Here is a 21,282-nt window from a genome sequence, read left to right as displayed (position 1 = left end):
TGCAAAAGGCATCACCACAATTACGCCCGGGCAGCCCGGCTCACTTCATTTGCAACGCGCTCTGTGGCATCCGGTATGGATGCGGCGCGCGCACGTTCTGCCATGGTTAATAACGTTTCTCGCGACCACCCGGCAAGGGTGCTGGCGACGGCATCCACAGTAAACTGCGGCTGCTCCAGAATTTTGGCGGCGCCCGCTTTCTCCAGCGGCAGCGCATTCCAATACTGCTGTCTGTCTTTGTGCTGGAACGGCACAAACAGCGCAGGCAAACCTGCGGCGGCAATTTCGCTCACCGTCAGCGCGCCTGAGCGACAAACCACGACATCAGCCCACGCGTAGGCCACTGCCATATCATCAATAAACTCAGTGACCTTGTGCTGCGGTTGTCCCGCGTCGGCATACGCCTGTTCAACGGTCTGCTGCGCGCCTTTGCCGCTCTGATGCCAGATAGTCACCGCGTCGCCAAGCTTTGCGGCAACCAGCGGCATCGTCTGGTTCAGTACGCTTGCGCCCTGAGATCCCCCGACGACCAATACACGAACCGGACCTTCACGCCCGGCCAGACGCGCTTTTGGCAACGGCAGCGCCAGCACGTCAGTGCGCACCGGGTTACCTACCACTTCCGCATTCGGGAAAGCACCAGGAAAAGCCTGCATCACCGTAGTGGCAATCTTCGCCAGCCATTTGTTAGTTAATCCCGCAATGCCGTTCTGCTCATGCAGTACAACCGGAATACCTAATGACCAGGCCGCCAGACCGCCAGGGCCAGACACGTAGCCGCCCATACCCAGCACCACATCGGGTTTAAACTGCTTCATGATGGCGCGCGCCTGACGCCAGGCATTAAAAATACGCACAGGTGCGGCAAGCAGCGCATTGACGCCTTTACCACGCAAACCGGAGATACGAATAAAGTCAATTTCAATGCCGTGTTTCGGCACTAAGTCCGCTTCCATACGATCGGCGGTGCCCAGCCAACGAACCTGCCAGCCCTGGGCCATTAAATGGTGCGCGACCGCCAGCCCCGGGAACACATGCCCGCCGGTACCGCCTGCCATCACCATTAACCGCTTCGGTTGACCACTCATCGTGCACCTCGTGTAAACGCCTGGGCTTTTTCCAGACGCGTTTCATAATCAATACGTAACAAAAACATGATGGCCGTCGACATAATCAACAAACTTGAACCACCATAACTGATCAGCGGCAGCGTCAGACCTTTGGTTGGCAGCATACCCGCCGCCGCACCGACGTTTACCAGTGCCTGGAAGCTAAACCAGATCCCGATTGAGCAGGCTAAAAAGCCTGAAAAACGGTGGTCAATTTCCAACGCCTTACGGCCAATCGACATCGCGCGAAAAGCGACGAAGAATACCATTAAAAGTGCCAATACCACACCGATATAACCCAGCTCTTCCCCAATGATGGCGAAGATGAAGTCGGTGTGCGCTTCTGGTAAATACTCCAGTTTTTGGACTGAATTACCTAAGCCCTGCCCCCAAACCTCACCGCGACCAAAGGCCATCAGGGATTGCGTCAGCTGGTAGCCACTGCCGAACGGATCTTCCCATGGGTTCCAGAAGGAGGTTACGCGGCGAATACGATACGGTTCGGCAAGGATCAGCAGCACGACCGCTGAAATCCCCATGCCAATGATGGCAATGAACTGCCACAGTTTCGCTCCGGCGAGAAACAGCATCGCCAGGGTAGTGACAAACAGCACTACCACCGTACCAAGGTCAGGCTGTGCCAGCAGTAAAATAGCCAGCACCAGGATCACGCCCATCGGTTTTAAGAAACCGCGCAAGTTGTTACGCACTTCATCAACTTTACGCACCAGGTAGTTGGCGAGGTAACAGAACAGCGACAGCTTGGTAAATTCCGCAGGCTGAATACGCAGCGGCCCCAGCGCAATCCAGCGCGACGCCCCGTTAACGGAGCTACCCACCACCAGCACAATCAGCAGCATGATGATCGAGGCTATCAGCATCGTCGTACTGTACTTTTGCCAGAACTCCATCGGCAGACGCAGCGTCACCATCGCCAGGCAGAAGGCGAGGAAGATGTACAGTGCATCACGCTTAGCAAACAGGAAAGGATCGCCCGCCAGGCGTTGCCCTACGGGCATCGATGCCGATGTCACCATCACAAAACCGATCGCTGCCAGACCAAAGGTCAACCACAGCAGCATGCGGTCATACATGATCAGGCTGTCCGCGTCTTTATCACGCGAAGCCATCACCCAGCCTTTAAGTGCCGCGAAGATCCACGCCAGGACACCCAGTCCCGGTAAGCGCGGCATTCTCAGACGAGGGAGAGATAAGCGCATCAACCCAACTCCTTCGCCAGGCGGGTAAAGACGTCACCGCGTTGCTCAAAGTTCTTGAACTGGTCGAGGCTGGCGCAGGCAGGCGACAGCAGCACCATATCGCCCGACTTCACGCGCGGTGCGAGCAGACGCATTGCCTGCTCCATGGTTTCAGTTTGTTCCGTAACGTCAGGTCGCAGAGCGGCAAGCTGCGCGCCATCGCGACCAAAGCAATACAGACGAATGTTGTCGCCGGTCAGGTATCGTTGCAGCGGCGTAAAGTCAGCGGATTTCCCGTCTCCCCCCAGCAACAGGTGCAACGTACCGTCAACGTGCAGGCCATTCAGCGCGGCTTCAGTGCTGCCGACGTTGGTGGCTTTAGAATCGTTAATCCAGCGCACGCCGTTGTGCTCAAGCACATTCTGAAAACGGTGCGCCAGACCGGTAAACGTGGTCAGCGCTTTCAGGCTCGACGCCCGCGGCAGACCCGCAGCATCCGCCAGCGCCAGCGCAGCCAGGGCGTTGGTATAGTTATGCTGACCGGAAAGCGTCATCTCTTTCACGTTAAGAACTTTTTCACCCTTCACTCGCAGCCAGGTTTCGCCCTGCTGACGGTTCAGGTGATAGTCACCCATGTTGATGCCAAAGCTCACGCAACGCTCATCCGCTCCGCGAACCGGCATGGTCAGCGCATCATCAGCGTTGACCACACACACTTTCGCGTTTTCATAGACGCGCAGTTTGGCCGCACGGTACTGCTGCAAGCCAAACGGATATCTGTCCATATGGTCTTCGGTGACGTTCAAAATGGTAGCGGCTACGGCTTGTAAGCTGGAGGTCGTTTCCAGTTGGAAGCTCGACAGTTCCAGAACATACAGCTCACGTTCGTCATCCAGCAGCATCAGCGCGGGCAGGCCAATATTACCGCCAACCCCCACGTTCACACCGGCCGCTTTCGCCATCTCACCTACCAGCGTAGTGACTGTGCTTTTCCCGTTGGAACCGGTGATCGCGACGATCGGTGCCTGTGCTTCGCGACAGAACAGCTCAATGTCGCCGACAATTTCAATTCCCGCATCGGCGGCGGCGCTCAACGAAGGATGCGCCAGGGCAATACCAGGGCTGGCGACAATAAGATCAGCGGCCAGCAGCCAGTCATCATTCAGACTGCCAACATGACGCTCAACCGCTTCCGGTAATTTGTCCAGGCCCGGCGGCGTCGCGCGGGTATCCATTACGCGCGGCGTCACGCCACGCGCCAGGAAGAAATCCACGCAGGACAGCCCGGTCAAACCCAGACCGATAATGACGACTTTTTTACCCTGGTAATCAGCCATGATTAACGTACCTTCAGCGTTGCCAGGCCAATCAGCACCAGCATCAGCGAAATAATCCAGAAGCGCACAATTACGCGCGGTTCCGGCCAGCCTTTCAGTTCATAGTGATGGTGGATCGGCGCCATACGGAAGATGCGCTGTCCGCGCAGCTTAAAGGAGCCAACCTGCAAAATGACCGACAGTGTTTCTACGACGAATACACCGCCCATGATCACCAGCAGGAACTCCTGACGCAGCAGCACGGCAATAATGCCCAGCGCGCCGCCCAGCGCCAGCGATCCGACGTCGCCCATAAAGACCTGCGCCGGATAGGTGTTAAACCACAAGAAGCCTAACCCCGCACCGACAATTGCCGTACAAACGATCACCAATTCGCCGGCATGACGTAAATAGGGAATATGCAGATAGTTGGCGAAGTTCATGTTACCGGTTGCCCACGCTACCAACGCAAAACCTGCGGCCACAAAGACGGTCGGCATAATCGCCAGACCATCCAGACCATCGGTGAGGTTGACCGCGTTGCCAGTACCCACAATCACGAAGTACGCCAGCAGCACGTAGAACAGCCCCAACTGCGGCATCACGTCTTTAAAGAACGGCACCACCAGCTCAGTGGCCGGGGTATCTTTACCAGCCAGATACAGGGCAAAGGCCACGCCCAGCGCAATCACCGACATCCAGAAGTATTTCCAGCGCGCGATCAGGCCCTTGGTGTCTTTGCGTACCACTTTGCGGTAATCATCGACAAAACCGATAATGCCGTAACCGACCAATACCACCAGCACGCACCATACGTACGGGTTCGACGGGTATGCCCACAGCAGTACGGAGATAACAATCGCGGTAAGGATCATAATCCCGCCCATGGTCGGCGTACCGCGTTTACTGAAGTGTGATTCCGGACCGTCGTTACGCACGACCTGTCCAAAGGACATTTTTTGCAAGCGGGCGATCATGCGCGGGCCCATCCACAAAGAGATGAACAGCGCGGTCAGCAGGCTGACGATGGCGCGAAACGTCAGATAGGAAAAGACGTTAAAGCCGGAATAATATTTGACCAAATGTTCGGCCAGCCAAACTAACATGTCCCATTCTCCTGTAATGCGCGTACTACCTCTTCCATGGCGGCACTACGTGAACCCTTCACTAAAATCGTCATAATCTGATGTTCTGCAATCAGCGCCTTAAGATGCGCGGTCAACGCGGTTTTATCCGCAAAATGCTCACCCACACCGCTGGCATGGCTAATTGCCTGACTCAGTTTCCCTGTACTCAGCACACGGTCGATACCTGCAGCCTTCGCAGCGTCACCCACCTGCACGTGGCATGCTTCGCTTTCCGCGCCAAGCTCTGCCATATCGCCAACGACCAGCACGCGGTAGCCCGGCATTTCGGACAGCACGTTTACCGCTGCGGTCATTGACCCGACATTTGCGTTATAGGAGTCATCCAGCAGTAGCTGATTTTCTGCCAGTTGAATCGGGAACAGACGCCCCGGTACCGCTTGCAGCTCCTTCAGACCCGCTTTAATCGCTTCGTGCGTCGCGCCTACCGCCATAGAGAGCGCAGCCGCCGCCAGGGCGTTAGCAATGTTGTGACGACCCGGCAGCGGCAGCAGAACATCAATGCTTCCGGTTGGCGTTTGCAGAGAAAACTCTGTGCCGTGTGAAGTCACATGAACATTGGCCGCCGAAAAGTCGCTGTTGGCCGCATTCGGGGAGAAGCGCCAGACTTTGCGATCGCCGATAATGCTCTGCCAGTTCAGCCAGTCGTTATTGTCGGCATTCATAATGGCGATTCCGTTCGCTGGCAGGCCGGTAAAAATCTCACCTTTTGCCTTCGCAACGCCCGCCAGTGAACCAAAGCCTTCCAGATGCGCGGCCGCCAGGTTATTCACCAGCGCCGCTTCCGGACGCGTCAGGCCAACGGTCCAGGCGATTTCGCCCTGATGATTAGCGCCAAGCTCAATCACGGCATAGTCGTAATCGTTGTTTAAGCGCAACAGCGTCATCGGTACGCCGATGTCGTTATTCAGGTTGCCCGCGGTATATAAGGTGTTGCCACACTGACTCAGAATGGATGCGGTCATCTCTTTGACGGACGTTTTACCGGAAGAGCCGGTCAGCGCGACAACGCGCGCCGGAACCTGGGCGCGTACCCATGCCGCCAGTTCACCAAACGCCAGACGTGTATCTTTAACAATCAGCTGCGGCAGGTTGGTGTCCAACGGACGGCTGACCAGCAGCGCACCCGCCCCGCTCTCTTGCGCCTTGTCTGCGAAATCGTGGGCATCAAAGCGTTCGCCTTTCAGCGCGACAAACAGGCAGCCCGGCGTAACTTTACGCGTATCGGTTGTCACCGCATCAAGAGTCAGATCGGCTCCTTTCAGTTCGCCACGGAGGATCTCCGCCAGTTGGCTGAGCGTTACGCTAATCATGCGATTACTCCCAGCAGACGCGCTGCCGTGACGCGGTCAGAATAGTCGAGGCGCTGCGAGCCAACGATCTGGTAGTCTTCGTGACCTTTCCCGGCCACCAGCACCACATCGTTTTCTTTCGCCTGCATAATGGCGTTTGTCACAGCCTCTGCGCGACCTTCCATCACTTTCGCCTGTCCGGCATCCAGCATACCCGCCAGAATGTCGTTAATAATGGCGCGCGGCTCTTCGGTACGCGGGTTGTCATCGGTCACCACGACAACATCAGCAAACTGCTCGGCAATCGCGCCCATCAACGGACGTTTGCCTTTGTCGCGATCGCCGCCGCAGCCAAAGACGCACCACAGTTTGCCAGTACAGTGCAGACGTGCCGCCTGCAGCGCTTTTTCCAGCGCATCTGGCGTATGGGCATAATCAACCACAACGGTGGTTTTACCCGGCGCGCTGAACACTTCCATGCGCCCACAAACTGGCTGTAATTGTGTCGCCGTTTTCAGTAAATCAGCTAACGGATATCCCAACGCCAGCAGCGTTGCCAGCGCCAACAGCAGATTGCTGACGTTAAACGCGCCCATCAGGCGACTTTCAATTTCGCCATCACCCCATGAGGAGGTAAAACGAATCGTTGCCCCGCTGTCGTGATAATTCACGTCAATCGCCTTTAACCAACGACCGTGACAGTTCGGGTTGATCTGGTCTTCCATCGATACGGCAACCGCATCCGGAAGTTTGGCCAACCAGCGACGACCGACTTCATCATCCGCATTAACGATGGCCTGGCCGCAATGGTGCGTGGAATACAGCAGCCATTTTGCGGCTTCGTAATGTTCCATGTCGCCGTGGTAATCAAGATGGTCACGGCTTAAGTTAGTAAATACTGATGCGGCAAACTTCAGCGCCGCCACGCGATGCTGAACCAGACCGTGTGAAGACACTTCCATTGCGCCAACCGTTGCGCCTTGTGCAACCAGCCCCGCCAGCACATGCTGGACATCAACGGCTGAACCGGTGGTATTTTCCGTCGGGATCACTTTGCCCAGCAGGCCATTGCCGACTGTTCCCATCACCGCGCTGGTTTCGCCAAGCAGTTGGCTCCACTGTGCCAGCAATTGGGTGGTGGTGGTTTTACCGTTGGTCCCGGTCACGCCGACCAGTCGCATTTTTTCAGAAGGCTCGTGGTAAAAGCGGCCCGCCAGTGCAGATAAACGTTCGTTAAGCTGACTGAGATAGATAACTGGAACGCCGTGCATTTCACGGATTTCACCGTCAGTAGCTTCATCTTTTGCTTCTGCAATAATGGCAGCCACACCTTGCGCTATCGCCTGCGGGATATACCGACGCCCGTCCGCCTGATGACCCAATACTGCGACAAAGAGATCGCCCGATGCAGCCATACGGCTGTCGAGCGTCATCTCCCGCAGTGCTCGCTCCGGTGCACCCGGCACCCATGGAGCAAGAAGGTCGCGCAAATTACGATCTGCCACCTGTTGCCTCGCCTTGATTATTCACAAATTCATTTTTATCGCCCGTTGTCAGCGCATCCGGTTCGATGTTCATGGTGCGCAGTACGCCGCCCATGATGGCACCAAAGACCGGCGCGGAAACGGCGCCACCGTAGTATTTACCCGCCTGCGGATCGTTGATAACAACAACCAGCGCGAAGCGCGGCTGACTCGCAGGCGCAACGCCTGCGGTATAAGCAATGTATTTGTTGATGTAGCGGCCATCCGGCCCTACTTTCTTCGCCGTACCGGTTTTAATGGCGATACGATAGCCTTTAATCGCCGCCTTCACGCCGCCGCCGCCGGGCAGCGCCACGCTTTCCATCATGTGCACTACGGTACGCACGGTTGATTCCGGGAAGATACGCTCGCCCGGAACAGGAGGGTCAACTTTGGTGATCGACAGTGGCCGATAAACGCCATAGCTGCCGATCGTTGCATAGACTCGCGCTAACTGTAACGGCGTTACCATTAGCCCATAGCCGAAAGAGAAGGTGGCCCTCTCTATGTCAGACCACCGTTGTTTTTGAGGATATAAGCCACTGCGTTCTCCGACCAACCCCAAATTGGTCGCTTTTCCCAGCCCAAAACGTGAGTAAGTGTCTACTAACGCTGAGGACGGCATCGCTAACGCCAGCTTGGAAACACCGACGTTACTCGACTTCTGCAAAACCCCGGTGAGGGTCAATTCGCTATAACGCGCCACGTCTTTAATTTCGTGGCCATTAATTCGGTAAGGGATAGTGTTAAGTACGGTATTTTCGCGAACCACGCCACGCTGCAGCGCCGTCATCACCACCATCGGTTTGACAGTGGAACCCGGTTCAAACACGTCGGTAATCGTACGGTTACGCATCGCATCCTTCGGCGTACCGGTGAGATTGTTCGGGTTGTAGGACGGGCTGTTGGCCATCGCCAGCACTTCACCGGTGTTCACATCCACCAGTACCGCACTGCCTGACTCCGCCTTGTTAAACGCCACGGCGTTATTCAGTTCGCGGTAGACCAGCGCCTGTAAACGCTCATCGATACTTAGCGCAAGGTTATGCGCCGCCTGGCTGTCGGTTGAGGAAATATCCTCAATGACGCGGCCATAACGGTCTTTACGTACAATACGTTCGCCCGGTTGCCCGGTGAGCCATTTGTCGAAGCTCTTCTCAACGCCTTCAATCCCCTGGCTGTCGACGTTAGTAAAGCCGATAAGGTGAGCGGTCACTTCTCCGGAAGGATAGTAACGTCGGGATTCTTCGCGCAGGTGAATGCCTGGCAGCTTCAGTTTTTTGATGTAGTCAGCCATGTCAGGGTTTACCTGACGCGCCAGATAGATAAAGCGCCCTTTCGGGTTGGCGTTAATGCGGGAAGCCAGTTGATCGAGCGGGAGATTCAGCACGGTCGACAGCGCTCTCCAGCGTTCACCAACGCTTACGCCGCCTGCGTCATACACCTCTTTGGGGTCGGCCCAAATCGCCTTAACCGGAACGCTCACCGCCAGCGGACGACCTGAACGGTCGGTAATCATCCCGCGCGATGTGGACACTTCCTGTACGCGCAGAGAGCGCATATCGCCCTGACGCACCAGCATGTCCGGCGCGATGATTTGCAGCCAGGCAACGCGCCCCAGCAGAAAACCCAGTGCCAGCAAAATACAGCCGCACAGTAACGCAAAACGCCAACTGATAAAGTTGGCTTGTTCTTCCTGGCGTTTTGGCTTGTGCGTTTTTGCCGCTGCTTTCATGCGTCGCGTTTATCCTTATTTTTGTACTACGATATTTTCTTGTGAGGGATCAACATGCTGCATTTGCAGCTTTTCCGTTGCGATCCGTTCAACACGGCTATGGTCGCCGAGCGCGTTCTCCTCAAGGATCAAGTTGCGCCATTCGATATCCAACGCATCTCGCTCCAGAACCAGCTGCTCACGCTGCGCGGTCAGTAACCGCGTATGGTGTGCTGTTGTCACGACGGTAACCGCCGTCAAAATAATGCAAATGAACAGGCAGAGTGGCAGCTTCCCATACCGCAAAAGATCGTCACCGATCACGCCAGGCAAGGCATGGCGCTCGTTGCTTCCTATCGATCCTTTAACTTTGCTGAGGGCTTCTGTCACTCTGCTGATCATGCGTTCGTCCTCTCTGCAATACGCAGAACTGAACTACGGGCACGAGGATTTTCAGCTACCTCTTCTTCACCCGGCATCATCTTGCCTAGTGCTCTTAACTCACGGCCGCCCAGCTTTTTGATCTGCGCTTCGGTCATCGGTATTCCAGCCGGAACCTGAGGACCACGGCTTTGTTCGCGCATAAAGCGTTTCACAATGCGATCTTCAAGCGAATGGAAACTGATTACCGAAAGGCGACCACCTGGTGCCAGCACGCTGAGCGAGCTTTTTAGCGCCTGCTCTATCTCCTCCAGTTCACTGTTCACCCAAATGCGCACCGCCTGGAAGGTACGAGTCGCGGGATGTTTGAATTTGTCTTTCACCGGCATTGCCGCCGCAATCACTTCCGCCAGCTCTTTAGTGCGGGTCATCGGTTCGATGCGGTTGCGCTCTACGATGGCGCGAGCAATACGTTTGCCGAAGCGCTCTTCGCCAAAGGTTTTAATCACCCAGGCAATGTCTGCTTCATCGGCGGTTTGCAGCCATTCGGCCGCTGACTGACCGCGTGTTGGGTCCATACGCATATCTAACGGACCGTCACGCATAAATGAGAATCCGCGCTCAGCATCATCAAGCTGTGGAGAAGACACCCCAAGATCGAGAAGAATCCCGTCGATCTTACCGGTAAGTCCGCGCTCGGCGACATAATCAGCCAGCGCAGAAAAAGGACCATGGACGATGGAAAAACGGGGATCGGTAATCGTCTTTGCAACGGCAATCGCCTGCGGATCGCGATCGATGGCCAGTAAACGCCCCGCTTCGCCAAGTTGCGAGAGGATCAGACGTGAGTGACCACCGCGACCAAATGTCCCGTCAATGTAGATGCCGTCTGGACGAATATTCAGGCCGTTTACGGCTTCATCCAGCAACACCGTTGTATGTTTATAATTTTCCATCATTTTATAGAGACAAATCCTGCAATCGTTCCGACAGCGCGCCGGTAACAGACTGCTCAGCGTCGATATCTTCCTTGACCTGTTGATACCAGGTCGTTTCATCCCACAGCTCAAACTTATTGAACTGCCCAACCAGCATCACTTCTTTCGTTAGCCCTGCGTGTTGCCGCAGAATGGGCGCTATCAATAATCGGCCAGCGCTATCCATCTGACATTCGCTAGCATGACCCAACAACAGGCGCTGTACGCGACGCTCAACTGGATTCATGCTCGACAGACGCGATAACTTCTGCTCGATAATTTCCCATTCAGGCAGGGGGTACAGCAGCAGGCACGGGTGATGGATGTCAATGGTGCAAACCATTTGACCGGTAGCGCTCTCGAGCAGTTGATCCCGATAACGGGTAGGCACAGATAAGCACCCTTTACTGTCGAGATTAACTAACGTTGCTCCCCGGAACATGCCAGCCTCACCCCCGATTACCACTTTATCCCACAAATTCCCACTTAAAGGAGTTTACGGAGCGGAGGAAAACCTTGTCAAGCAAGTCACGGCGCTTAGCGGAGCAAAAAACCCATTGTTTACGGCTAATATCAGCGTTGAACAAATTCCGTACAGCAAACGAAGCAAATTAACGTCATGAATATTTGTAAGAAAAAAATCCAACAACTCATGATTGTTTAAAACAACTGAATATCATCAAAAGAAAAATATAAAGTGTCAGTTTGCGACGCGAGCGGCATTTTAGGACAATATGCAGCGAGATAACAGTACCAGTTAATCAGTCTGTACGCCGCACAGGAGCGAGATAAGGGCGAGATTGTCGCAACACACCAGTAAAGTGTTTGTTAATTCGGCAAATCCCTACATGCTTGTAACAAAATAATACAACCGTAACGCATCGTTACGTCTCAATTACCCAAAAATGGATAGTTGCATTTTTAATTCGGCATAATAGAAGAATCAATTTCAGATAATTCTAAAGAATATTCTTAATTATAATGCGGTTATTTCCGAGAACGGGATAATTGATGATGTCAGAGGCTTATCCGCCGACATCATCAATTGAGGCAACTTAGTTACGGCTTAGAATACCGCGACGGTACAGATTACGCCGTATACGCGTTAAACCTGGTTTGGGTTTACGCGGCTCATCCAGGCTTGCCAACACAATCTCCAGCACGCGTTCCGCGACATCTCGATGGCGCTGCGCCACCGCCAGTACCGGGCACTGCAGGAAGTCGAGCAGCTCGTGGTCGCCAAAAGTCGCAATCGCTAAATCAGACGGTAACTGCCCGTCGCGGCGCAGGGTCACATCCATCACCCCCTGCAACAGGGCAAACGACGTGGTAAACAGCGCCTGAGGCATTGGATGCGTTTCCAGCCATTTATCAAATAACTGCGCGGCCGCCTCCCGCTCATAGCTGTTGGCATAGAGAAAATGCACTTCACGTGGATCGTCCTTCCACGCGGTACGGAAACCCTGTTCGCGCAGGAAACTGACGGACAATTCAGGAAGAGCCCCCAGATAGAGCACGGTTTCAGCAGGGAATTTACGTAACTCCTCCGCCAGCATCTGCGCATCATCCTGGTCAGCGCCCACCACGCTGGTGAAATGTTCACGATCCAGCGCGCGATCCAGCGCCACAATCGGGAATGAACTGTTCGCCCAGCGCTGATAAAACGGATGTTCAGGCGGCAAGGAAGTCGAAACGATAATGGCATCAACCTGACGTTGTAAAAGATGCTCAATACAGCGCATTTCGTTATCCGGCTGATCTTCAGAGCAGGCAATCAGTAGTTGATACCCGCGCTGACGCGCCTGGCGCTCCAGATAGTTTGCAATCCGGGTATAGCTCGTGTTCTCGAGATCCGGGATCACCAGCCCGATAGAACGTGTGCGTCCAGCACGCAGCCCGGCCGCCACGGCATTCGGATGGTAATTATGCTCACGCACCACCGCCATGACTTTTTCAACCGTTTTGTCGCTTACGCGGTATTGCTTTGCTTTGCCGTTAATAACGTAGCTTGCAGTCGTTCGCGAAACGCCGGCCAACCGAGCGATTTCATCCAGTTTCACAATTGCCCCTTGCGTAAAATGTACAAACCATAACCTTTGAGATGGCATGGGTTAAACTTCTTAACATCTAAGCGCAGAATAATGACTGCGGCAACCGCTTTTGTCTCTGGTTACTGCTGATTTCGCAAAAAAAAAGCAACCGATAGCCAATGCATCTCGCGTAGGTCAGGTAAGCGTTAGCGCATAATTTTATCGCCGCGGGAAAGCCCCACCACGCCGGAACGGGCAACTTCCACGATTTTGGCGACTTCCCGTAGCGTTGCCAGAAACGCATCCAGCTTATCGCTGGTGCCCGCCAGCTGTACGGTGTAGATCGACGGCGTAACATCGATGATTTGCCCACGGAATATCTCCGTGTTGCGTTTCACCTCTTCCCGGCCATAGCCGCTAGCCTGGATTTTCACCAGCATGATTTCTCGTTCAACGTGGGCGCCCTGCCCCAGTTCGCTGACGCGCAGAACATCCACCAGTTTGTGTAGCTGCTTTTCGATCTGCTCCAGGACTTTCTCATCCCCTACCGTTTGAATCGTCATCCGCGATAAGGTCGGGTCGTCAGTCGGCGCGACGGTCAGGCTTTCAATGTTGTATCCGCGCTGGGCGAAGAGGCCAATCACACGTGACAATGCACCCGACTCGTTTTCCAGCAATACTGATAATATCCGGCGCATAATCAGGTCCTCTCCGTTTTACTTAACCACATTTCGTCCATCCCGCCCCCACGAATCTGCATCGGGTAGACATGCTCACTGCCGTCGACGGTGACATCAACAAACACCAGGCGATGGTTACGCACATGTTCCAGCGCTTCGCCCAGCTTGCTCTCCAGTTCGCCTGGATGATTAATCTGGATACCGATATGCCCATAAGCTTCAGCAAGGCGCACAAAATCAGGTAGCGACTGCATGTAAGACTGGGAGTGACGCCCGGAGTAAATCATGTCCTGCCACTGTTTGACCATGCCGAGATAGCGGTTGTTAAGGTTGAGCACCAGTACCGGTAGCTCATATTGCAGCGCCGTCGACAGTTCCTGGATGTTCATCTGAATGCTGCCATCCCCGGTGACGCACACCACTGTTTCATCCGGCAGCGCCATTTTCACCCCTAACGCCGCGGGTAAACCGAATCCCATGGTGCCGAGGCCGCCTGAGTTAATCCAGCGGCGTGGTTTATCGAACGGATAGTAAAGTGCGGCAAACATTTGATGCTGGCCAACGTCAGAGGTCACGTATGCATCCCCTTTCGTCAGACGCCAGATGGTTTCAATCACCGCCTGCGGTTTAATACTTTCACTTTGCGTGTCGTATTTCAGGCACTGACGAGCGCGCCAGTGTTCGATCTGTTGCCACCAGTCACGGTTATCATCCAGCGGCTGCTGCGATTTCTCCTGCGGCAGCAGTTCAAGCATCTGATCCAGCACCAGGCGAGCATCGCCCACAATCGGAATATCCGCAGTGACGGTTTTTGAAATAGAGGTCGGATCGATGTCAATATGCAGCACGGTCGCATTCGGGCAATATTTTGCCAGATTATTGGTCGTTCGATCGTCAAAACGAACGCCGACGGCAAAGATCACATCAGAATGATGCATGGTCATATTCGCTTCGTAAGTACCATGCATGCCCAACATTCCCAGCGCCTGGCGATGCGTGGCCGGAAACGCGCCTAACCCCATCAGCGAGGAGACAACCGGCAGATTAAGTGCTTCGGCAATTTGCCCCAGTTGTTCGTGACAGGCGGCATTCACCGCGCCACCACCAACATAGACAACCGGTTTCTTCGCCGCGACCAGCGTCTGCAAAGCACGTTTTATCTGTCCTTTGTGCCCGGTCGTTGTCGGGTTATACGAACGCATACTCACCGACTCCGGCCAGCTATAAGGCAGTTTTTTCGCCGGATTCAGAATATCTTTCGGCAAATCCACCACCACCGGCCCCGGACGACCGCTTGCCGCCAACCAGAAGGCTTTTTTCAGCACCTGCGGGATATCTTCCGTTTGTTTAACCAGAAAACTGTGTTTTACCACCGGGCGGGATATACCCACCATGTCGCACTCCTGAAAGGCATCGTAGCCAATCAGGGAGGTGGCGACCTGGCCGGAGAGGATCACCAGCGGAATGGAATCCATATATGCCGTTGCAATCCCGGTGATCGCATTGGTTGCCCCTGGTCCGGAAGTGACCAAAACGACGCCCACTTCTCCCGTGGCACGCGCCAGGCCATCAGCCATATGTACTGCGGCTTGCTCATGACGGACTAACACATGATCAATACCGCCGACCGTATGCAATGCATCATAAATATCGAGGACGGCCCCCCCGGGATAACCGAATACCTGCTTCACACCCTGATCGATAAGCGATCGGACGACCATCTCGGCTCCAGACAACATCTCCATGGCTTGCCTCACTCTTATAATGAATTACGGTTTAACAACACATTAACCGCTGACGATGACGCATGGCAATTGACTCCGAAGAGGTGGCACTGGAGTAAATAAGAATAAAACGGAGGTAAGAATTGAATAAATGGAGAATTAAACCAGCATAAGCAATTGATATGATAAATAATCGCTTAAAAAGGGGGACTTACAGCAATTAGTCTATTTTTTTACACTTTCGGACATACGTAAAAAGTCGAGTTCAGCACAAAATTTTAGATATAAAGATAAAAGCAGAATAAACCAGATGTATTCCCCGATTTATTCTGCCAGCGGCTACTTCTTACAGACGGAGACCAACAGTTCTTCCATCCATTGATGTCCTTTATCGCGCCCCGCAGCCTCATGCCAGGAAAGATAACATGTGCGGCTGTTCAATTTTAAAGGTAAAGGCAATATCTGCAGTTCTAAAGAATCGGCGAACTCTTCCGCCAACCAACGCGGCGCAATAGAGACCAGGTGCGTTTGCGACACAATATTAAGCACGCTGATTAATGCCATTCCCTGATAAGCCACGCAGGATTGTTTATCCGGTGTGTCATACCACGGCTGGCTGAATGAGGCGAAGCGATCGAGCGAAACCACGGCATGCTGTTCATGATAGAGATTGCTTTCCAGCAATGGGCCACTAATGCGCGGATGTTTTTTGCTTGCTACTAACACCATTTCGTCATTGAATAACGGAACACTGGTAAATTCCGGACGACGGAATTCTTCATAGCTAATAACAAACTCAGTTTCCTGATAACGTAATTGGTGCTCGGTATTTAGATTTAGTGAAGATTTAAAAACGACATTAATGTTCGGCGCGACTTGTTCAACTCGATTATAAATCAACGAAGTAAGAATATTATCCAATGGACTGCATACGCAAAGATTGAATACACGCTCGCTGCTGGTAGGTTCAAAGCCGGAACCAGGCAGTTCATTCTGCACTAATTGCAATGCCTGACGAACGGAGCCAAACAGCTGGAAGGCTCTTGCTGTCGGCTGGATTCCACGGCCATAACGAACAAAAAGCTCATCGTTAAACATGACTTTCAGGCGTGCGACCGCATTACTGACAGCGGGTTGCGACATCCCCAGCGTATGTGCAGCACGCGTAATATTTTGTTCCTGCATCACCGCATCAAAAACAGTTAATAAATTAAGATCAACCATGCGAAGCTGTGGCTTCCCCATCTCTATGAGATTAGATTTATCTATTATTTTTACTTCTGGCATATTTAACTCCACTGTCACTCTAAACTCCCTTTTCCCAGACGGAGTGCAGAAATAATCTCCGTTAATATGATTTACCATGCATATAAAATAAGAAAAAGGAAAAACATTAAAATTAGGAAAACATAAAGGCACAAATCTAAATGTACAAAAGAACACCACAAGCGTAGTGCGGCAGATGTCACTGCGCGATGATTCATATGTTTAAATTTCGAAAACAATATAACCATAAGCGTGGCGAATGCACAATCATACGCACAGTGAATACGTATTTAAGTTTTAATTAAACATTTCTATTATTAACACATTAAAAGTTAACATTAATTTATCAATTATTGGGTAACACATTGGTTTCATCCATTCAGAATGAATATAAAAGCTGATAAATCATAAAGATATGAAATCCCAAATGAGGCGTTATCTTCAGTTCTTCGTGACCATAAATGCAAATAAATATGCTTAAATATGTCAAACCGTGAAAAACATGTTCAACGATCAGATGATTAATTTTATATACCCTGAGAAATTCAGCACAATTCGCTTAAGTTTATCAGAAACTTTCCCCCTTAACGGGAGCATTTACAGGGAATGGGGTTGACATCAGTCTTCATATCCAGTACCACTAAAAGCATATCGCATTCGCCTGGAGCTTGATTGATGACTTACATTGCTCGTTTTATCGGTCTACTACTACTAAACGCATTCTCATTGCGCGGTAGACTGGTGGACGACATTCAGCATTAAGTCAGCTCCAGTTAAGACAAAAAACCCGCGCCGTTGCGCGGGTTTTTTTATGCTCGAAGCAAGGCGCCCTAAAGACCAAGGACCTAAACCATGAGCCAGCAAGTCATTATTTTCGATACCACCTTACGTGACGGTGAACAGGCGTTACAGGCGAGCCTGAGTGTGAAAGAAAAACTGCAGATTGCGCTGGCCCTCGAGCGTATGGGCGTTGACGTGATGGAGGTCGGTTTTCCGGTCTCTTCACCGGGTGACTTTGAGTCCGTACAAACCATCGCTCGTCAGGTGAAGAACAGCCGCGTTTGCGCCTTAGCCCGCTGCGTAGAAAAAGATATCGACGTTGCCGCAGAATCTCTGAAGGTCGCTGAGGCTTTCCGCATTCATACGTTCATCGCCACCTCGCCGATGCATATCGCGACGAAATTGCGCAGCACGTTGGATGAAGTGATCGAGCGAGCAGTCTACATGGTGAAGCGTGCGCGTAATTATACGGATGACGTGGAGTTCTCATGCGAGGATGCTGGCCGTACCCCTATTGCCGATCTGGCCCGCGTGGTCGAAGCCGCGATTAATGCGGGAGCCAAAACTATCAATATCCCCGATACCGTTGGCTACACCATGCCTTTCGAATTCGGAGCAATCATTTCTGGTCTGTATGAACGCGTACCGAATATCGATAAAGCCATCATCTCCGTGCACACCCATGATGATTTAGGTCTGGGCGTTGGCAACGCGTTGGCGGCCGTCCACGCCGGTGCTCGCCAGGTGGAAGGCGCGATGAACGGTATCGGCGAACGCGCCGGTAACTGCTCACTGGAAGAAGTGATCATGGCGATCAAAGTGCGCAAAGATATCCTGAACGTACAGACCCGCATTAATCACCAAGAAATCTGGCGTACCAGTCAGTTAGTCAGCCAAATCTGCAACATGCCCATTCCGGCCAACAAAGCCATTGTCGGTAGCGGCGCCTTTGCCCACTCCTCTGGCATCCATCAGGACGGCGTACTGAAAAATCGTGAAAACTACGAAATCATGACGCCTGAATCCATCGGTCTGAACCAGGTGCAGTTGAACCTGACTTCCCGTTCCGGACGCGCCGCAGTGAAACACCGTATGGACGAGATGGGATATAAAGAGAATGAATACAACCTGGACAACCTGTACGACGCATTCCTGAAGCTGGCGGATAAAAAAGGTCAGGTATTTGATTACGACCTGGAAGCGCTGGCCTTTATTAATAAACAGCAGGAAGAGCCGGAGCATTTCCGTCTGGATTACTTCAGCGTGCAGTCCGGCTCAAATGACATCGCCACCGCCTCCGTCAAGCTGGCCTGCGGTGAAGAAGTCAAAGCCGAAGCGGCGAACGGTAACGGTCCGGTCGATGCCATTTATCAGGCCATCAACCGTGTGACCGAGTACAACATCGAACTGGTGAAATACAGCCTGACCGCCAAAGGGCACGGTAAAGATGCGCTGGGCCAGGTGGATATCGTTGCTAATTATAACGGTCGCCGCTTCCACGGCGTCGGTCTGGCAACAGATATCGTCGAATCGTCCGCGAAAGCGATGGTTCATGTGCTGAACAACATTTGGCGCGCCGAAGAAGTCGAAAAAGAATTGCAACGCAAAGCTCAGAACAACGAGAACAACAAGGAAACCGTGTGATGTCGAAGAATTATCATATTGCTGTTTTGCCGGGCGACGGTATTGGTCCGGAAGTGATGGCGCAAGCCCTGAAGGTACTGGACGCAATCCGCAACCGTTTTAACATGCGCATTACCACCAGCCACTACGACGTGGGGGGGGCAGCTATCGATAACCATGGTCAGCCGCTGCCGCCAGCGACGGTTGAAGGCTGTGAGCAAGCTGACGCCATTCTGTTTGGCTCCGTTGGCGGTCCGAAATGGGAAAATCTGCCGCCAAACCAGCAGCCTGAACGCGGCGCGCTGCTGCCGTTGCGTAAACACTTCAAATTATTCAGCAACCTGCGCCCGGCTAAGCTGTACCAGGGGCTGGAAGCATTTTGCCCTCTGCGCGCAGATATTGCCGCGAACGGTTTCGACATCCTGTGCGTGCGCGAACTGACCGGCGGTATCTACTTCGGTCAGCCAAAAGGCCGCGAAGGCAGCGGACAACATGAAAAAGCCTTTGATACCGAGGTTTATCACCGTTTCGAGATCGAGCGTATCGCACGTATCGCGTTTGAATCTGCTCGCCAGCGTCGCCGCAAAGTCACGTCGATTGATAAAGCCAACGTACTGCAAACGTCTATTCTGTGGCGCCAAATCGTCAATGAAATTGCTAATGAATATCCGGATGTTGAGCTGGCGCATATGTACATCGACAACGCGACGATGCAGTTGATCAAAGATCCATCCCAGTTCGACGTGCTGCTGTGCTCCAACTTGTTTGGCGACATTCTGTCTGACGAATGCGCCATGATCACCGGATCAATGGGGATGTTACCGTCCGCCAGCCTGAATGAGCAGGGCTTTGGTCTGTACGAGCCCGCTGGCGGATCCGCTCCGGATATCGCCGGGAAAAACATTGCTAACCCTATCGCCCAAATCCTTTCGCTGGCGCTGCTGCTGCGCTACAGCCTGGACGCCAATGATGCGGCAACCGCAATTGAGAGCGCCATCAACCGCGCATTAGAAGAAGGCATTCGCACCGGTGACTTAGCCCGTGGCGCTGCCGCAGTCGGTACCGATGAAATGGGTGACATTATTGCCCGTTACGTCGCAGAAGGGGTGTAATCATGGCCAAAACGTTATACGAAAAATTGTTCGATGCGCACGTCGTCTACGAAGCGCAAAACGAAACCCCGCTGTTGTATATCGACAGACATCTGGTGCATGAAGTGACCTCTCCGCAGGCGTTTGATGGCCTGCGTGCGCATGGACGTCAGGTGCGCCAGCCGGGTAAAACCTTTGCCACCATGGACCATAACGTCTCCACGCAAACCAAAGACATTAACGCTTCCGGCGAAATGGCGCGCATTCAGATGCAGGAATTGATCAAAAACTGCAATGAATTTGGCGTCGAACTGTACGACCTGAACCACCCGTATCAGGGGATCGTCCACGTGATGGGGCCTGAGCAAGGCGTAACGTTGCCGGGTATGACCATCGTTTGCGGCGACTCCCACACCGCCACACACGGCGCGTTTGGCGCGCTGGCCTTTGGTATTGGCACCTCTGAAGTTGAACACGTTCTGGCGACGCAGACCCTGAAACAGGGGCGTGCCAAAACCATGAAGATTGAAGTTAACGGCACGGCAGCACCTGGCATTACCGCCAAAGATATCGTGCTGGCGATTATCGGTAAAACCGGTAGTGCAGGCGGTACCGGGCACGTCGTTGAATTTTGTGGCGAAGCCATCCGTGCGCTGAGCATGGAAGGCCGTATGACCCTGTGCAACATGGCCATTGAAATGGGCGCCAAAGCGGGTCTGGTCGCACCGGATGAAACCACCTTTAGCTATGTGCAGGGTCGTTTACACGCACCGAAGGGTGAGGATTTTACCAACGCGGTTGCGTACTGGAAAACGCTGAAAACCGACGACAACGCGACGTTTGATACCGTCGTTACCCTGCAGGCAGAAGAGATCGCACCTCAGGTCACTTGGGGTACGAACCCGGGTCAGGTCATCTCGGTGAACGATAATATTCCCGACCCGGCGTCATTTTCCGATCCCGTTGAGCGCGCATCGGCTGAAAAAGCGCTGGCATATATGGGGCTGAAACCGGGCATTCCGTTAACAGAAGTGGCCATCGATAAAGTGTTTATCGGTTCCTGTACCAACTCGCGTATTGAAGATTTACGCGCTGCGGCCCAAATCGCCAAAGGGCGCAAAGTTGCGCCAGGCGTACAGGCGCTGGTTGTGCCGGGTTCTGGTCCGGTGAAAGCGCAGGCTGAAGCGGAAGGTCTGGACAAGATCTTCATCGAAGCCGGGTTTGAATGGCGTTTACCGGGCTGTTCCATGTGTCTGGCCATGAACAATGACCGCCTGAACCCAGGCGAGCGCTGTGCATCCACCAGCAACCGTAACTTTGAAGGCCGCCAGGGCCGCGGTGGTCGCACGCATTTAGTCAGCCCGGCCATGGCCGCCGCTGCCGCCGTTACCGGTCATTTTGCCGACATTCGCAGCATCAAATAAGGAAACTA

At 53.3% G+C, this 21,282-nt stretch carries 18 protein-coding genes; 4 read left to right on the top strand and 14 right to left on the bottom strand.

What is annotated here, in order from left to right; genetic code table 11:
• Nucleotides 1–20 precede the first annotated feature (20 nt).
• From murG to leuO, 14 genes are all read right to left on the bottom strand, one after another.
• Complete coding sequence (murG, locus tag OGV38_RS22645; RefSeq protein WP_269519361.1) at nucleotides 21–1,088, bottom strand: undecaprenyldiphospho-muramoylpentapeptide beta-N-acetylglucosaminyltransferase; 1,068 nt, start codon at nucleotides 1,086–1,088, stop codon at nucleotides 21–23.
• Nucleotides 1,085–2,329, bottom strand: coding sequence for a cell division protein FtsW (gene ftsW, locus OGV38_RS22640; protein WP_019078372.1), 1,245 nt, complete (start codon nucleotides 2,327–2,329; stop codon nucleotides 1,085–1,087). The genes murG and ftsW overlap by 4 nt, the downstream gene beginning before the upstream one ends.
• Nucleotides 2,329–3,645: a UDP-N-acetylmuramoyl-L-alanine--D-glutamate ligase gene (gene murD, locus OGV38_RS22635; RefSeq protein ID WP_047417193.1), complete on the bottom strand. Its 1,317-nt coding sequence runs from the start codon at nucleotides 3,643–3,645 to the stop codon at nucleotides 2,329–2,331. The genes ftsW and murD overlap by 1 nt, the downstream gene beginning before the upstream one ends.
• 2 nt (nucleotides 3,646–3,647) lie before the next feature.
• On the bottom strand, nucleotides 3,648–4,730 hold the full coding sequence (gene mraY / locus OGV38_RS22630; RefSeq protein WP_016151694.1) for a phospho-N-acetylmuramoyl-pentapeptide-transferase: 1,083 nt from the start codon (nucleotides 4,728–4,730) through the stop codon (nucleotides 3,648–3,650).
• The gene (gene murF, locus OGV38_RS22625; RefSeq protein ID WP_019078371.1) at nucleotides 4,724–6,082 is read right to left on the bottom strand and encodes a UDP-N-acetylmuramoyl-tripeptide--D-alanyl-D-alanine ligase; all 1,359 of its coding nucleotides are present in this window, start codon (nucleotides 6,080–6,082) and stop codon (nucleotides 4,724–4,726) included. The genes mraY and murF overlap by 7 nt, the downstream gene beginning before the upstream one ends.
• Nucleotides 6,079–7,566 carry a UDP-N-acetylmuramoyl-L-alanyl-D-glutamate--2,6-diaminopimelate ligase gene (murE, locus tag OGV38_RS22620; RefSeq protein ID WP_269519357.1) on the bottom strand — a complete coding sequence of 496 codons (1,488 nt, stop codon included), beginning with the start codon at nucleotides 7,564–7,566 and terminating at the stop codon, nucleotides 6,079–6,081. Before murE ends, murF begins: the two co-directional genes overlap by 4 nt.
• Entirely contained in the window at nucleotides 7,553–9,319 is a 1,767-nt protein-coding gene (ftsI, locus tag OGV38_RS22615) for a peptidoglycan glycosyltransferase FtsI (protein ID WP_286475105.1), read from the bottom strand. Before ftsI ends, murE begins: the two co-directional genes overlap by 14 nt.
• 15 nt (nucleotides 9,320–9,334) lie before the next feature.
• Nucleotides 9,335–9,700, bottom strand: a complete 366-nt coding sequence (gene ftsL, locus OGV38_RS22610) for a cell division protein FtsL (RefSeq protein WP_006686695.1) — start codon at nucleotides 9,698–9,700, stop codon at nucleotides 9,335–9,337.
• Nucleotides 9,697–10,638: a 16S rRNA (cytosine(1402)-N(4))-methyltransferase RsmH gene (gene rsmH / locus OGV38_RS22605; RefSeq protein WP_016155687.1), complete on the bottom strand. Its 942-nt coding sequence runs from the start codon at nucleotides 10,636–10,638 to the stop codon at nucleotides 9,697–9,699. The genes ftsL and rsmH overlap by 4 nt, the downstream gene beginning before the upstream one ends.
• Before the next feature lies 1 nt (nucleotide 10,639).
• Nucleotides 10,640–11,098 carry a division/cell wall cluster transcriptional repressor MraZ gene (gene mraZ, locus OGV38_RS22600; RefSeq protein ID WP_286475101.1) on the bottom strand — a complete coding sequence of 153 codons (459 nt, stop codon included), beginning with the start codon at nucleotides 11,096–11,098 and terminating at the stop codon, nucleotides 10,640–10,642.
• A 613-nt stretch (nucleotides 11,099–11,711) separates the two neighbouring features.
• Nucleotides 11,712–12,716 (bottom strand): catabolite repressor/activator, encoded by a 1,005-nt coding sequence (gene cra / locus OGV38_RS22595; protein WP_016151689.1) that lies wholly within the window; start codon nucleotides 12,714–12,716, stop codon nucleotides 11,712–11,714.
• Between the two features lie 176 nt (nucleotides 12,717–12,892).
• Nucleotides 12,893–13,384, bottom strand: coding sequence for an acetolactate synthase small subunit (gene ilvN, locus OGV38_RS22590; protein WP_003829566.1), 492 nt, complete (start codon nucleotides 13,382–13,384; stop codon nucleotides 12,893–12,895).
• A gap of 2 nt (nucleotides 13,385–13,386) precedes the next feature.
• The gene (ilvI, locus tag OGV38_RS22585) at nucleotides 13,387–15,111 is read right to left on the bottom strand and encodes an acetolactate synthase 3 large subunit (protein WP_016151688.1); all 1,725 of its coding nucleotides are present in this window, start codon (nucleotides 15,109–15,111) and stop codon (nucleotides 13,387–13,389) included.
• Nucleotides 15,112–15,429: 318 nt separating this feature from the next.
• Nucleotides 15,430–16,377: a transcriptional regulator LeuO gene (leuO, locus tag OGV38_RS22580; protein ID WP_016151687.1), complete on the bottom strand. Its 948-nt coding sequence runs from the start codon at nucleotides 16,375–16,377 to the stop codon at nucleotides 15,430–15,432.
• Nucleotides 16,378–17,031: 654 nt separating this feature from the next.
• Here leuO and leuL point away from each other — a divergent pair.
• The 4 genes from leuL (at nucleotide 17,032) to leuC (ending at nucleotide 21,274) form a co-directional block, all read left to right on the top strand.
• Nucleotides 17,032–17,118, top strand: a complete 87-nt coding sequence (leuL, locus tag OGV38_RS25020) for a leu operon leader peptide (RefSeq protein WP_049269161.1) — start codon at nucleotides 17,032–17,034, stop codon at nucleotides 17,116–17,118.
• 90 nt (nucleotides 17,119–17,208) lie between these two features.
• Nucleotides 17,209–18,780 (top strand): 2-isopropylmalate synthase, encoded by a 1,572-nt coding sequence (gene leuA, locus OGV38_RS22575; RefSeq protein WP_016151686.1) that lies wholly within the window; start codon nucleotides 17,209–17,211, stop codon nucleotides 18,778–18,780.
• Nucleotides 18,780–19,871 (top strand): 3-isopropylmalate dehydrogenase, encoded by a 1,092-nt coding sequence (gene leuB / locus OGV38_RS22570; RefSeq protein ID WP_016155686.1) that lies wholly within the window; start codon nucleotides 18,780–18,782, stop codon nucleotides 19,869–19,871. Before leuA ends, leuB begins: the two co-directional genes overlap by 1 nt.
• 2 nt (nucleotides 19,872–19,873) lie before the next feature.
• Nucleotides 19,874–21,274, top strand: coding sequence for a 3-isopropylmalate dehydratase large subunit (gene leuC / locus OGV38_RS22565; protein WP_137352577.1), 1,401 nt, complete (start codon nucleotides 19,874–19,876; stop codon nucleotides 21,272–21,274).
• The last annotated feature ends 8 nt before the right edge of the window (nucleotides 21,275–21,282 follow it).

The sequence above is a fragment of the Citrobacter sp. Cb080 genome (genome assembly GCF_030334745.1).
GTDB lineage: Bacteria > Pseudomonadota > Gammaproteobacteria > Enterobacterales > Enterobacteriaceae > Citrobacter > Citrobacter braakii.
Note: the sequence above shows the minus strand (reverse complement) of the source record. Positions and strands in the feature narration are given on the sequence as shown.

What these genes read in the sequence shown, in the direction of transcription:
- murG (WP_269519361.1), bottom strand. Translation starts at nt 1,088, where the DNA reads ATGAGTGGTCAACCGAAGCGGTTAATGGTGATGGCAGGCGGTACCGGC.
- ftsW (WP_019078372.1), bottom strand. Translation starts at nt 2,329, where the DNA reads ATGCGCTTATCTCTCCCTCGTCTGAGAATGCCGCGCTTACCGGGACTG.
- murD (WP_047417193.1), bottom strand. Translation starts at nt 3,645, where the DNA reads ATGGCTGATTACCAGGGTAAAAAAGTCGTCATTATCGGTCTGGGTTTG.
- mraY (WP_016151694.1), bottom strand. Translation starts at nt 4,730, where the DNA reads ATGTTAGTTTGGCTGGCCGAACATTTGGTCAAATATTATTCCGGCTTT.
- murF (WP_019078371.1), bottom strand. Translation starts at nt 6,082, where the DNA reads ATGATTAGCGTAACGCTCAGCCAACTGGCGGAGATCCTCCGTGGCGAA.
- ftsI (WP_286475105.1), bottom strand. Translation starts at nt 9,319, where the DNA reads ATGAAAGCAGCGGCAAAAACGCACAAGCCAAAACGCCAGGAAGAACAA.
- ftsL (WP_006686695.1), bottom strand. Translation starts at nt 9,700, where the DNA reads ATGATCAGCAGAGTGACAGAAGCCCTCAGCAAAGTTAAAGGATCGATA.
- rsmH (WP_016155687.1), bottom strand. Translation starts at nt 10,638, where the DNA reads ATGATGGAAAATTATAAACATACAACGGTGTTGCTGGATGAAGCCGTA.
- mraZ (WP_286475101.1), bottom strand. Translation starts at nt 11,098, where the DNA reads ATGTTCCGGGGAGCAACGTTAGTTAATCTCGACAGTAAAGGGTGCTTA.
- ilvN (WP_003829566.1), bottom strand. Translation starts at nt 13,384, where the DNA reads ATGCGCCGGATATTATCAGTATTGCTGGAAAACGAGTCGGGTGCATTG.
- ilvI (WP_016151688.1), bottom strand. Translation starts at nt 15,111, where the DNA reads ATGGAGATGTTGTCTGGAGCCGAGATGGTCGTCCGATCGCTTATCGAT.
- leuO (WP_016151687.1), bottom strand. Translation starts at nt 16,377, where the DNA reads ATGCCAGAAGTAAAAATAATAGATAAATCTAATCTCATAGAGATGGGG.
- leuL (WP_049269161.1), top strand. Translation starts at nt 17,032, where the DNA reads ATGACTTACATTGCTCGTTTTATCGGTCTACTACTACTAAACGCATTC.
- leuA (WP_016151686.1), top strand. Translation starts at nt 17,209, where the DNA reads ATGAGCCAGCAAGTCATTATTTTCGATACCACCTTACGTGACGGTGAA.
- leuB (WP_016155686.1), top strand. Translation starts at nt 18,780, where the DNA reads ATGTCGAAGAATTATCATATTGCTGTTTTGCCGGGCGACGGTATTGGT.
- leuC (WP_137352577.1), top strand. Translation starts at nt 19,874, where the DNA reads ATGGCCAAAACGTTATACGAAAAATTGTTCGATGCGCACGTCGTCTAC.